The organism is Rhodocytophaga rosea (genome assembly GCF_010119975.1).
Taxonomy (GTDB): Bacteria; Bacteroidota; Bacteroidia; order Cytophagales; family 172606-1; genus Rhodocytophaga; species Rhodocytophaga rosea.
Genome location: NZ_CP048222.1, coordinates 521,558 through 534,007, shown reverse-complemented (window position 1 = coordinate 534,007; position 12,450 = coordinate 521,558). Strand labels below are relative to the sequence as shown.

The 12,450-nt window shown below is 42.8% G+C and carries 12 protein-coding genes; 6 read left to right on the top strand and 6 right to left on the bottom strand.

Features of this window, described 5'->3' with window-relative positions; all coding sequences use genetic code 11:
• Positions 1-58 precede the first annotated feature (58 nt).
• The 5 genes from GXP67_RS02345 (at position 59) to GXP67_RS02325 (ending at position 4,835) form a co-directional block, all read left to right on the top strand.
• A complete protein-coding gene (locus GXP67_RS02345) occupies positions 59-1,480 on the top strand; it encodes a sulfatase family protein (RefSeq protein WP_162441664.1) in 1,422 nt (473 codons plus the stop codon).
• On the top strand, positions 1,473-2,768 hold the full coding sequence (locus GXP67_RS02340; protein WP_232064883.1) for a formylglycine-generating enzyme family protein: 1,296 nt from the start codon (positions 1,473-1,475) through the stop codon (positions 2,766-2,768). Before GXP67_RS02345 ends, GXP67_RS02340 begins: the two co-directional genes overlap by 8 nt.
• A gap of 166 nt (positions 2,769-2,934) precedes the next feature.
• Positions 2,935-3,477, top strand: coding sequence for a carboxymuconolactone decarboxylase family protein (locus tag GXP67_RS02335; protein ID WP_162441663.1), 543 nt, complete (start codon positions 2,935-2,937; stop codon positions 3,475-3,477).
• A gap of 108 nt (positions 3,478-3,585) precedes the next feature.
• Positions 3,586-4,392 (top strand): mycofactocin-coupled SDR family oxidoreductase, encoded by an 807-nt coding sequence (locus GXP67_RS02330; protein WP_162441662.1) that lies wholly within the window; start codon positions 3,586-3,588, stop codon positions 4,390-4,392.
• Between the two features lie 53 nt (positions 4,393-4,445).
• Positions 4,446-4,835 (top strand): hypothetical protein, encoded by a 390-nt coding sequence (locus GXP67_RS02325; RefSeq protein ID WP_162441661.1) that lies wholly within the window; start codon positions 4,446-4,448, stop codon positions 4,833-4,835.
• A gap of 16 nt (positions 4,836-4,851) precedes the next feature.
• On the opposite strand, the gene GXP67_RS02320 is transcribed toward GXP67_RS02325, so the two are convergent.
• Positions 4,852-5,316, bottom strand: coding sequence for a hypothetical protein (locus GXP67_RS02320; protein WP_162441660.1), 465 nt, complete (start codon positions 5,314-5,316; stop codon positions 4,852-4,854).
• A gap of 359 nt (positions 5,317-5,675) precedes the next feature.
• On the opposite strand from GXP67_RS02320, the gene ypfJ reads away from it, so the two are divergent.
• Positions 5,676-6,512 (top strand): KPN_02809 family neutral zinc metallopeptidase, encoded by an 837-nt coding sequence (ypfJ, locus tag GXP67_RS02315; RefSeq protein WP_162441659.1) that lies wholly within the window; start codon positions 5,676-5,678, stop codon positions 6,510-6,512.
• Between the two features lie 198 nt (positions 6,513-6,710).
• On the opposite strand, the gene GXP67_RS02310 is transcribed toward ypfJ, so the two are convergent.
• The 5 genes from GXP67_RS02310 to GXP67_RS02290 form a co-directional block, all read right to left on the bottom strand.
• A complete protein-coding gene (locus GXP67_RS02310; RefSeq protein WP_162441658.1) occupies positions 6,711-7,139 on the bottom strand; it encodes a hypothetical protein in 429 nt (142 codons plus the stop codon).
• A gap of 68 nt (positions 7,140-7,207) precedes the next feature.
• The gene (locus tag GXP67_RS02305) at positions 7,208-9,364 is read right to left on the bottom strand and encodes an outer membrane protein assembly factor BamB family protein (protein ID WP_162441657.1); all 2,157 of its coding nucleotides are present in this window, start codon (positions 9,362-9,364) and stop codon (positions 7,208-7,210) included.
• A gap of 409 nt (positions 9,365-9,773) precedes the next feature.
• On the bottom strand, positions 9,774-10,316 hold the full coding sequence (locus GXP67_RS02300; RefSeq protein WP_162441656.1) for a lipocalin family protein: 543 nt from the start codon (positions 10,314-10,316) through the stop codon (positions 9,774-9,776).
• 12 nt (positions 10,317-10,328) lie between these two features.
• Positions 10,329-10,991 (bottom strand): tRNA (guanosine(46)-N7)-methyltransferase TrmB, encoded by a 663-nt coding sequence (trmB, locus tag GXP67_RS02295; protein ID WP_162441655.1) that lies wholly within the window; start codon positions 10,989-10,991, stop codon positions 10,329-10,331.
• Between the two features lie 104 nt (positions 10,992-11,095).
• Positions 11,096-12,403 carry a bifunctional folylpolyglutamate synthase/dihydrofolate synthase gene (locus tag GXP67_RS02290; RefSeq protein WP_317170098.1) on the bottom strand — a complete coding sequence of 436 codons (1,308 nt, stop codon included), beginning with the start codon at positions 12,401-12,403 and terminating at the stop codon, positions 11,096-11,098.
• Positions 12,404-12,450: the final 47 nt, after the last annotated feature.

The window sequence follows — 12,450 nt, the reverse complement described above, 5'->3', positions numbered from 1 at the left end:
GAAGCGGAAATAAATATTTACTTTCATTACAATATTAAAATAACACACCTTAAACCTTATGAAACCCAGAACTATTCTGGCTATACTAATAGTCATATTAATTACCGGAGCCCTCACGGCTTTTCTTCCCAGGAAAGAAGAAAACGTACTTGCAGCTGCATCTAAACCTAATATTGTGCTGATTATGGCTGACGATCTCGGCTATGGAGATATTGGCGCTTTTGGTGCTACCGACATCCGTACCCCTCATATTGACGGAATTGCAAAAAAAGGAATCAAGTTTACCGGATTCTATACCCCTTCTCCGGTTTGCAGTCCGACCAGGGCAGGCTTGTTAACTGGCCGGTATCCCAGAAGAATGGGAATTGATGGGGTATTTTTTCCGGAAAGCTTTACAGGTATTCCCGCCGCTGAAGTAACCATGGCCGAAGCGCTCAAAGAACAAGGCTATACTACGAGTATAGTTGGAAAATGGCACCTGGGGCATCACAAACAATTTCTTCCCTTACAAAATGGCTTCGATGAATATTTCGGTATTCCTTATAGCAACGACATGATGGGAACGGCGTACATCCGGGGCAATGAAGTAGCCGAATATCCGGTAGATCAGCGGTATACAACGAAAGTGTATACAGAAGAAGCTGTTAAATTCATCAATAAAAATAAGAGTAAGCCTTTCTTTCTGTATCTGGCTCATTCTATGCCCCATGTGCCGATTTATGCATCTCCTGAGTTTGAGGGTAAATCTAAAAGAGGCTTGTATGGCGATGTAATTGAGGAACTAGACTGGAGTGTAGGGCAAGTACTGCAAGCGTTACAGAAAAATGGCCTCGAAGAAAATACACTGATCATTTTTACAAGCGATAATGGTCCCTGGCTGGCATTTGATGTAGAAGGCGGTTCGCCCGGTCCATTAAGGGAGGGAAAACAGACTACATTTGAAGGGGGAATGAGAGTGCCAACCGTAGCTGCATGGCCTGGAAAAATTAAAGCGGGAACGGTATATGACAACCTGGCTACTCATTTTGATTTTTTTCCGACTTTCCTCAAGATAGCTGGTGCCACTAATTACAGGCCTAAAAATCCACTGGACGGAGAAGACATCACACCCGTACTGACCGGAACCGGCAAACGCAAAGGAGATGAGTTGCTGTATTATTTCAATGGCCAGATTCAGGCATACCGCAAAGGCGACTGGAAAATTAAGTTTCCGTATCCTGGAAACAAAGGTATACTAGGTGTGAAAGACCTGGCTCCGCATGATACCTTGCTGTTTAACCTGAAACAAGATGTAGGGGAGCAGACTAATTTACTAAAAACAAATCCCGCAAAAGCTAAAGAACTCCTGGCTTCTATGCAAAAATATGTGGCTACGATAGAGCCTACTCCCAAGGCACTGGTGCAACGTATGGCTGCCGACGAAAGTCATAAGAAAAAATACCTGGAACGGAAGGCTAAAACTGCTTCCACAAATGAGTAATTTAGTGTTTATTTATTTTGTAATGAAAAATATTGAATCAACAACCCAATCTATAACCAATCTTCCGGTGAAGTTTTCCGGAAGAATTACTATTTTCTTGCCTGAAGCAAAATCTTATTTAATTCTAGTTTCACTGATGTTGGGAATGAGTCTTGTGTTTAATTCTTGCCAATCATCACAGGAAAATACTACAGCTGATGTTGAAAAAGCTGATTCGTCTTCTCTTATATCCAATGCAACCAACGACAGCCTGTCTTGCCATAGCAATATTCCGGATCGGTTCGCTGTGCAGCAAACCAACAGCAAAGCTACCATAGAAACAGTAAGTGAGGTTAGCGAAGAAATGGCTACAACAGGGATGGTCTTAATTCCGGCAGGTACCTTTCAGATGGGAGCAGATAACCAGGAATCCCGCAAAGATGAGTTTCCTAAACATAAAGTATCAGTAGAGGGTTTCTGGATGGATACCCATGAAGTAACTAATGCCCAGTTTGCTGCTTTTGTAAAAGCTACCGGCTATGTTTCCACTGCAGAACGCAAACCAGACTGGGAAGAGATTAAGAAGCAATTGCCTCCTGGAACACCCAAACCCTCAGATGATGTACTGGTGGCCAGCTCTCTGGTCTTTTCTGCCCCGGTGCAACAAGTAGCATTAAACGATTATTCTCAGTGGTGGAAATGGGTAGCCGGAGCCGACTGGAAACATCCGGAAGGACCCAACAGCAGTATTAAAGGCAAAGAAAACCATCCGGTGGTACATGTATCCTGGGACGATGCCGTAGCCTATGCAAAATGGGCTGGTAAACGCTTGCCGACCGAAGCAGAGTGGGAATGGGCGGCCAGAGGAGGATTACAGAATGAAGTATATCCCTGGGGTAATGAACACATTGAAAAAGGCAAGATCAAAGCCAATACCTGGCAAGGCCGTTTCCCGGACCAGAATACCCTGAAAGACCAGTTTTATGGAGCCGCTCCGGTAAAATCATTTGCTCCCAATGGCTATGGCTTGTTCGATATGGCCGGAAATGTATGGGAATGGTGCAGCGACTTTTACCGCCATGATTACTATCAGACCACTAATAAGCCGGAAGGCGTGAAGAATCCCAAAGGCCCAGCCAGCAGTTATGACCCTGAGGAACCTACTGTTCCTAAAAGAGTGCAGCGGGGTGGTTCATTCCTATGCCACGATTCCTATTGCAGCTCTTACCGAGTTTCTGCCCGCATGAAAAGCAGTCCGGATACCGGGCTTTCCCATACAGGTTTCCGCTGTGTGAAGGATAAAAGCTAGGAAGCAGGTTAGATAAAACAAACAAAAAGAATTATTTATTTCGGGAAGGTTTGTTAGTTTTATACATGCTTTACAGCAGAGATACTATCCAACAGCGATGGATGGTAGAATATTCACTTCTGCTACAAAATATAGTTTATGTATTTACTAACCAACCTAAAAAGCTATGCCAAGAATACATCCAGTAAATATTTCCCAGGTACCTCCGGATACTAAAGCGGCTTTTGAAAAGCATGTAAAAGAGTATACTGCCAGAATCACCAATATGAAAGCCACCTTGGGCCATTCGCTGGTGGCTTTTGAAGTGTATATGCAGTGGTATCCATTGTATGAGGAAGTAAAGAAAATCCTGGGCGGACGAATGGCTTATCTATATGCCCATGCCATTTCTCATGCCAGCAACTGCCCTTTATGCACGACATTTTTTCGCAAGATTATTATGGATGCCGGTGAAAATCCGGAAGAACTGCAACTTACTCCACAGGAACAACTCCTGCTTGATTTTGGCAGTACAATTGCCCAGCAAACCGGCCAGGTGCCTGATGAACTATACCGTCAGATAGAACAATTATATTCCAAACCACAGATAGTAATTCTGGTTGCTTTCGCCGGACAAATGATCGCCACGAATATTTTCAACAATGTGCTGGAAGTAGAAATAGACGAATATTTATACCCCTATACCTCTACCCTTACCAGAACAGTATAAAGCCATTCATTTGCTTGTTCCCCACATTCTTTCTACATAAGTTTATGTTTCCGGTAGTGACAGCTACTACCAGAAACCAGATTTGTTTCATTAAACCCACCAGCATATATGTCTGAATACCTTAAAGATAAAGTAGCTTTTATAACCGGCGCTGCCCATGGACAGGGACGAGCCACCGCCTTAGCTTTGGCCAGGGAAGGGGTACATATAATAGCCTTTGACATTGCCAGAAGAATGGAATATCCTGGTTATGAAATGGGGTCAGAAGATGAGTTGCAAAGCCTGAAAGGGGAATGTGAACAATCAGGAGTGATTTGTTTAATCCATAAGGGGGATGTACGGCAGGATGCAGATATTGTACAGGCTGTAGAACAGGCTCAGTTCGCTTTTGGAAGGATTGATATTTTATTCAACAATGCCGGCATTTGTGCCTATGGTCTGGCCCATGAATTAGATGAAGATTCCTGGGATGCCATGATGGATATTAATCTGAAAGGCGCCTGGATGGTAGCCCGACGAATCATTCCATTAATGATCAAACAAAAGAATGGAAGCATTATTAACAACTCCTCGATTGCCGGAATGCGGGGGATGGGCAGGCTGAGCCATTATGCCGCTTCTAAATGGGGATTGGTAGGCTTAACCAAATCCTGGGCCATTGAGCTGGCCGTATTTAATATCCGGGTAAATTCTATTCATCCGACTGGCGTAAATACGCCCATGAACGATGGACTCGCCTTTCTGGAAGGCACTACGCCACAGGCAATTGCCGAACGTTCGGCTGGTAATCTGCTGGATGTGCCGTGGGTAGAGCCTGAGGATGTGGCAAGAGCTGTCCTGTACTTAGTCTCCGAAGGTGGCCGCTATATGACTGGTTCTCAACTGGTAATCGATGCCGGTTTGCTCAGCCGGTAGTCAATCGTGTTCAAAAAATTTGAAGCATTGTAATAAGAAATTCTATTCAACCCATGAAAGGATACCAACTTCTGCTGGATAGTGAATTTCTAAATCAGGTGATGGGAATGGTTACGGCACATGATGAATTGAAATATTCAATTATGCATTGGTTAGTTCATGAATTGAGAAAGAATACTGAAATAAGAAGCCTGTGTATTGAAATTGATGTTGTTAAAATTAACTTTCATGGATCGACTTATCCAGGCATAGGCATTCATTATTTAAACCAGAATCCTGGCCTAAACTTTACTGATAAAGACAATACAGCTGATTACGGAAATCAGATAGAGGCAAAAATTGCAGAAATATATCAATCCGAGTCATTTTTAAATTTCTTCGATTATATCCAGAAAAATCAAATGGAGATCTATCAATGCCTGCAAGCTTACAAGAGTAAATAGAGTATACTATATTTTCTCACGGCAGAAAAGGAATAACAGAACCCAGTTCACTTTTTTGCCTTGAAATCCAAAGTAAAGCCAGGTTAATGAAAATAAATACAAACAAGGCAATATAATACCACACAAAGGCAGTATATCTGGCTTCTGCAATACTGGCTGCTCCTGCAATCATCCATACCAGTAGGGCAATACATACAATCACCCCGAAGATTACCAGATATACAGCTGAGTTAGCGCTCCGGAAAAAGGCAAACAGCAGGTGTAAGCAAAAAAACGCCAGAAGGGGAAGGCCACCCATAGAAACCAGGCTCATAAATAGAGCCCCGCCTGCAGGTCCACTCTGGCCTTTTTTCGTCCAGTCGTAGATTTCATTAAAAAAGATAAAATTCCCGGTGATTACGATCAGGTAAAATAATCCGTACCATATAGTCCACCAGCCGCCTCCGAGCAGAAAGCGGAAAATCAGTTGTATCTCTTTCATGAAAATGATATTTTATTGTTTTTGAGCAACAGAGAAGAATTTAATTGTCATCCTGTTCTTTTACTTGCCCTTCATCAATTTTTGTATATACGTCGGCCATATATACTTTTTCAGTTAAAGTGTATTGTAAATTAAAGCTATAAAGTTTAGTGTCAGGATTAAGTTAAATGTATTAAATTTTACTATAAGGCAAACAAACCCTGAGGAAATTTTTCTGTATAATTTATATGTTATATCTGTGAATTGAATAAATAACATATTGCGAATTTCCGTAAAGTAAAATATTATACTAACTATTTTGCTGCATTTTGAGTATATTATCCAGAACATATAAACCTCAAATTTAAACAGATACTCACATGAAATGGATAGGTAGACAACAAAGTGGCAACGTAGAGGACCGCCGGGGAATGGGTGGTAAGTTAGCAGTTGGTGGAGGCATTGGCGGAATAATTATAGCTCTTTTAAGTTTCTTTTTTGGCGGTGGCGACCTGAGCGATATTACTTCTACACAAAACCAGCCCCCTGCCAGTCAGGAAACTGATGCCGAGCAGGATTCCAGGGCACAGTTTGTGGGTGTAGTATTACAGGATACAGAAGATATCTGGAACAAGATTTTTCAGGAGCAGCTCAACCGCGATTACCAGGAGCCAAAACTGGTCTTATTTTCTGGCACCGATCAGTCTGGTTGTGGTACAGCCACGGCAGCATCCGGTCCTTTTTACTGCCCCCTGGATGAAAAAGTATACATCGATTTAAGTTTTTATGACGAACTGCAAAGCCGGTTTGAGGCGCCGGGAGATTTTGCAATGGCCTATGTAATTGCCCATGAAGTAGGCCATCATATTCAGCAGCAATTAGGGATCGCCGAAAAAGTACGCCAGATGCAACAAGGAGGCAGTAAAAGCCAGGCCAATGATCTATCGGTGCGGCTGGAATTACAGGCAGATTTTCTGGCAGGTGTATGGGCGCATCATGCCCAGAAATCCAAACAAATCCTGGAATCCGGTGATGTAGAAGAGGCGTTGAATGCAGCCAGTGCCGTTGGCGACGACCGTATTCAGCAACGCTCTCAAGGCTATGTAGTACCCGATGCTTTTACGCATGGCACTTCCCAGCAACGGATGTTATGGTTCAAAAAAGGCTTTCAATCCGGCGACATTGACCAGGGGGATACTTTTAATGAATCCTTATAAATTTTAAATAATGTTAAATTAAAAAAGGCACCCGAAGCATATACTTTGGGTGCCTTTTACTTTTCTATTACACATATACAGATGTGAATACAATATACTTAGCTTTCAATATATCAGGCCTTAAGTCATATTGGTGCCTTAAGTGAAAAATAGAGCCTTAAAAGGACTAGTTATTGGCTTATCGGTTATTGGTGATAGTTATTCTTCCTTAATTATTATCCATTTAACTATAAAATCAATTCCACTTGATACAAATTCTTGTCCTTTTGCCACTTCAAAGTCTGCTCTGGCCTTCACATGATTGGTCTCATCAATTTTTAACCCATCTTTCAATAACTGGTCGAGCTTTTTACCCTCTAATGCATCGGCTTGTAAGAAAGGATGTGTATGCTGAGAAACCAGGCCTTGTTTATATGCTTGTTCTAACTTCTTCCATAATCGCCAATCTTCAATGACAATAGAAAGTAAATCTTTTGATATAGGGCTTAGCTTAAAGCTGTCAGGTCCTAGATTATTCAGATCTTCCCATTGGGATTCGAAATAGTAAGGTTGACCATTAAAATCAGCCACTCCACTTCTTACTCCATCATACCAAACATAAGAATAAACTTTTTCGTATCCCTTCATCTCTTAGATACTCACTTTTGCCTTTAATCAAATTACCATCAACCCACACACAGATAAAACTCTTAACATTACGGCAAGGCAAAAGCTACATAACTTTCTCCTTTGGGAGCGCCTAGTTTGGTGCCTCCGCAGGCTACTACAATATACTGTTTCCCATTTACCTCATAGGTACTAGGGGTAGCAAAACCGGCTGCAGGAAGTGGCGTTTCCCAGAGTAGTTTCCCTGTTTTTTTGTCGAAGGCCCTCAGTTTGGCATCCAGCGTACCGGCAATAAATAATACACCTCCTGCGGTTACCACTGGTCCGCCATAACTCTCTGTACCAGTGGGGGGTATGCCTTCTGCCGTTAGTTTCGGATGTTCACCCAGAACTGTTTTCCAGACATATTCACCAGTATTCAGGTCTATGGCATTTAAGGTTCCCCAGGGAGGTGCAACAGCCGGATATCCTTTTTTATCCAGAAACTTGGTATAACCTGAAATTTTGTAAGGTACGCCTGATTTTGCCTGTTCAGCTTTACTTAATCCGGGTTCTTTCTTTTGTGCTTCTTCTGGCTCGCGGTCCTGTTCTTCATCTCCAAATAAAAAAGCCATGAGCGACTGTTTTTCCTGGGCCGATAAACGCGCAAAACCTGGCATCATGCCTTTGCCTTGTGTAATTACTGTTTGTACATATTCGCGGCTCCGGCGGGTTCTTACATCTACCAGCGCAGGGAAGCCGCTCTCTGCATTTCCTTTGCGTTCAGCCCCATGACAAGACGAACAATTGGTAGTATACAAGCGTTGCCCTGGCGTTAACTGAGCCAGTTTATCATCAGATTCTTTGGTATTGAGATTGATGATCCAGGCCATCTCATTGCTGTTAATATAGATAATGCCATCAGGGTCTACAGCCGATCCTCCCCATTCTGCCCCTCCATCCAGGCCAGGGAAGATAATCGTACCTTGTTTACTTAAGGGAGTAAAGGGTCCTTCTGAACGGCTTTTTTTCACCGCTGCAATTAATGTATCTCTGTTTTCTGCATATGGACTAATATCTTTTTCTGTGAGTGTCTGCCGGGCATAGGGAGCCGGTTTGGTAGGAATGGGCTGGGTAGGCCAGGCTTCCTCTCCCGGAATATCTGAAGCAGGCATGGGTACTTCCTGTATGGGAAATAAAGGCGTTCCATTTTCCCTGTCAAATACAAACACATAACCCTGTTTGGTTACCTGGGCTACCGCATCGATTTTTTTGCCGTTATGGGTAACAGTGAGCAGGTTAGGTGGGGCAGGGGGATCACGGTCGAGTATATCGTGGTGGACAAACTGATAATGCCAGATACGTTTGCCAGTTCTGGCTTCCAAAGCAAGCAAACAATTGGCAAACAGGTTTTCTCCTTTGCGGTTTCCGCCGTAAAAATCAAACGCTGCCGAACCAGTGGGAACATACACAATGCCCCGGTTCCGGTCTATCGACATGCCAGACCAGTTATTGGCAGCGCCTACTTCCGGATTCTTATAGGTTTCTGCCGGCCAGGTATCATAACCAAGTTCTCCCGGCTGAGGAATGGTATGAAATACCCAGGCCAGTTTTCCGGTTTCGATGTTAAATGCCTGTACATGTCCGGGAGCGGCATCAGCACCTTCCGACAAACGCATGGGCATGATGATTAGGTCTTCAAACACAGTGCCTGGGGTGTTAGAGATTACAAATTTATCCTTAGCCGCTTCGCCTAATCCGGCTTTTAAACTGGTACGCCCTTGTTCTCCAAATGATAATACCGCTTTGCCGGTAATCGCATCGATTGCATATAACCAGTGTCCACGGGTGAATAATATGCGTTTGTCAGTTCCTTTTTCCCAGTAGGTAACGCCCCGGCTGGTGCTGAGGCCATTGGTTTTGGCTGTATCCTGCCATTTCCAGATTTCTTTCCCGGTAGCCGCTTCAATCGCAAATGGTTGTGTTGTTGCCGTCATGGCATACAACCGCCCATCTACAATAATGGGATTACACTGGATCTGCCCAGAATCTTTGGTATGGTATTGCCAGGCTAATTTGAGTTGACTTACATTTCCTGTCGTGATCTGTGTGAGGGTAGAATAATGATTACGGTCCGGGCCGCCTAAGTACTCCGGCCAGTCTTTTCCGGAAGATACTGTATCAGCCGTTGACTTTTCGTTCTGCTCACAACTGCTCAGTAGATTCAGCAAAGACAAAAAAAACAGAGGGAATAAAAACCTCTTCATATCGCTAAAAATTAGGTAAAGTTTGGATTAAAGGCAGCTTGTACAGCTTTAGGCTAATAAGCATGGTATGAAATTTCATGACTGCTGACATAATGCCGGAAGGTAAATATATAGATATTTCTCTGGATGTTCAAAGAAGTAATAGGCAGTTTATACGGGATAATTACAAAATAATATGGGTTATGTATTATACTCCTAAATCGTTGTTGGTGGTTCGTAAATAGTTGGTAGAAGTATACTGTAAATCAATTAAATCTATGTATTGAAATACACAATACTCATTTTGAAAAAGTATAAGTTGTAAGGTAGAAGAGGATTGTCAGCTAATAGCTTTTGAGTAGAGTAAAAAAATAGAGATAAGTATATGACTTATCTCTATTGAAAAGAATTCAGGCAATAGTATTTATGATTAATGTCTGGTGAAGATCAGCTGACTAGTATCAAATCCTTTGGCTTTTGCCCGTTGCAGCAAGCTGTTGAGTACTACTTTATCTAACACCGGCTGGCGGCTGAGAATCCATAAGTATTCACGGGAAGGTTCTCCTACTACTGCATACTCATAATCCGGACCCACTTCCAGAATCCAGTAATCTCCCGAAAAAGGCCAGAAAAACTGAACTTTCAGTTTCGCATTGGTTACAGGATCTACTACCATTGCTTTACCGGTTGTTTGCTTGACTTTTCCTTCCACACCGCCTTTATGGCAGGAATTTTCCACTTTTACACTTCCATCTGCTTGCAGGGTATATCTGGCTTTAGTAGCATAACAATCTTTTTCAAAAGAAGCAGGCAATCTGGCTATTTCATACCATTCTCCTACATATTTGTTTAAATCAACATAAGGGGCAACGGCCAATGGAGCGTGTTTTTTTCTTCGGGCTGCTGCTACCAGAACGGCTGCAACTACTAATCCTACAGATATTCGAAAAGCTGGTTTATTTACAATACTCATAATTAGATTAGGTTAGGTTTCTAAGAATTTAAATTGCAGATAATGAATGTTCTGCCCATTGTCTGCATATTTCTGCTCAAAACGGGTTTTTATGCCGTAATGATACCTGGTCAGGTCCGAATGATAGAGATCATGGGTATATGCCAAATCTTTCACCGGAAATTCCTTTAACACTTCCAGGGTGTATTCAAACAGATCTGTGTTATCTGTTTTCAGGTGAACAGGCTGGTTTGGGCCAATAATATTTTTATAAATGTTTAGAAACCTGGGATGGGTCAGCCTTCGCTTGGCATGACGGTCCTTTTTCCTGGGGTCAGGGAAGGTAATCCATATTTCAGCGGCTTCACCTGGGGCAAAGAAATTTTCCAGCAACTGTATTTGTGTCCGCAGGAAAACAACATTGGTTGAACCCTGGCTTTCAGCAACCACAGCGCCTTTCCACAAACGGTCACCTTTTACATCTATGCCTACATAGTTTCTGGAAGGAATCTGCAAGGCAAGTCCGGTCGTATATTCTCCCCGGCCACAGGCCAGTTCGAGCACGATGGGGTTATTGTTTTTAAAATACAGAGAATGCCACTGGCCTTTTATGGATTCATAAATGGGTTTGCCGGGTTCCAGTAGGTTATGTTTTTCGGTGTTTTCCTGAAATCGTATCAATTTTTGTCTTGCCATGTGAATGCAGGTATGTACGTAATTGGGAAAGATGGGTTATCGGTTATGGTTATTGGGCAGTGGTTGTCAGTAGGATTGATTAATTTATATTGACGATTCATTTATCATAGCTCTTCTATTTCTGCGACTACAAAGGTGCTGCCTCCGATGAAAATCATATCCTGTGGATTAGCTTTAGCTTTTGCAGCCTGAATGGCCTGGTTTACATCGGGAATACTTTCTCCACTGAGGCCAAACGCCAAAGCTTGCATCTGAAGTAAATGTGCCGGCAATGCCCTGGGAATGTTTGCCTGGCAGAAGAAATAATACGCCTCTGTGGGTAGTAAAGGCAGTATGTGGGACAAGTCTTTGTCTTTTACCACACCCAAAACTATGAATAATTTTTCGAACGGTTGCTTCCGGATATTCAGCACTACTTCCCGGATACCTGCTTCGTTATGGCCTGTATCACAAATTATGAGTGGATTTATTTGAAGTTTCTGCCACCTGCCTTTCAAACCTGTCAGGGTAGTTACCTGTGCTATTCCATCCCGAATGGACTGTTCAGAAAGATAATACCCCAGCTGTTGGAGTTGTTCGGCTGCTTGACATACACCGGCCAGATTCTTTAGCTGGTATTCTCCCATAAGTCCGCAAGCCAGTTCTTTCAAGTATAACTCCCCTTTTCTCCACACGTTCACCCACAAATATTCATCACTATGCCCGGTATATTCAATCTTGAATGTTTCGTCAGCAAAATAAACAGGTGAATTCTCCTGGCGGGCTTTTTCTATAAAAACAGAGGCTGTTTCCGGCTGGTATTCACTAATAATAACCGGAATATCTGGTTTGATAATACCCGCTTTTTCAAAAGCGATCTGTGGCAGGGTATCTCCCAGAATATCCTGATGGTCAAAACTGATATTGGTAATTACCGAAAGCTGAGGCAGGATCACATTGGTTGAATCTAACCGTCCGCCCAGACCAACTTCAATTATGGCTACATCAACCTGCTGGGAGGAAAATTCATGAAAAGCCATCCCAACTGTTAATTCAAAAAATGAAGGCTGAATCTTTTCAATAAAATCCTGATGCTGCTCTATAAACCGGACAACTGAGTGCTGTGAGATTTCCTGTCCATTGATGCGGATGCGTTCTGTAAATGATTTCAGGTGGGGCGATGTATACAGGCCGGTTTTGTAGCCAGCTGCCTGTAAAATGGCCGCCAGCAGGTGAGAAGTACTGCCTTTTCCATTGGTGCCAGCTACATGTATGGAACGGAATGTATGCTGGGGATTGCCCAGGTGTTCACAGAGAGCGATCGTATTTTGCAGGTCGGCTTTGTAGGCAGCTTTTCCAATGCGGTGAAACATGGGAAGTTGTTGATACAAATACGCTATTGCCTGCTGATAGTCCATAAAAAGCCTTTTCAAAAATTATGGCTGTAAACTTAGCTATCTGACAGAAAATTTAAAACAGG

Coding starts and splice junctions, on each gene's coding strand:
- GXP67_RS02345 (WP_162441664.1), top strand. CDS start 59: ATGAAACCCAGAACTATTCTGGCTATACTAATAGTCATATTAATTACC.
- GXP67_RS02340 (WP_232064883.1), top strand. CDS start 1,473: ATGAGTAATTTAGTGTTTATTTATTTTGTAATGAAAAATATTGAATCA.
- GXP67_RS02335 (WP_162441663.1), top strand. CDS start 2,935: ATGCCAAGAATACATCCAGTAAATATTTCCCAGGTACCTCCGGATACT.
- GXP67_RS02330 (WP_162441662.1), top strand. CDS start 3,586: ATGTCTGAATACCTTAAAGATAAAGTAGCTTTTATAACCGGCGCTGCC.
- GXP67_RS02325 (WP_162441661.1), top strand. CDS start 4,446: ATGAAAGGATACCAACTTCTGCTGGATAGTGAATTTCTAAATCAGGTG.
- GXP67_RS02320 (WP_162441660.1), bottom strand. CDS start 5,316: ATGAAAGAGATACAACTGATTTTCCGCTTTCTGCTCGGAGGCGGCTGG.
- ypfJ (WP_162441659.1), top strand. CDS start 5,676: ATGAAATGGATAGGTAGACAACAAAGTGGCAACGTAGAGGACCGCCGG.
- GXP67_RS02310 (WP_162441658.1), bottom strand. CDS start 7,139: ATGAAGGGATACGAAAAAGTTTATTCTTATGTTTGGTATGATGGAGTA.
- GXP67_RS02305 (WP_162441657.1), bottom strand. CDS start 9,364: ATGAAGAGGTTTTTATTCCCTCTGTTTTTTTTGTCTTTGCTGAATCTA.
- GXP67_RS02300 (WP_162441656.1), bottom strand. CDS start 10,316: ATGAGTATTGTAAATAAACCAGCTTTTCGAATATCTGTAGGATTAGTA.
- trmB (WP_162441655.1), bottom strand. CDS start 10,991: ATGGCAAGACAAAAATTGATACGATTTCAGGAAAACACCGAAAAACAT.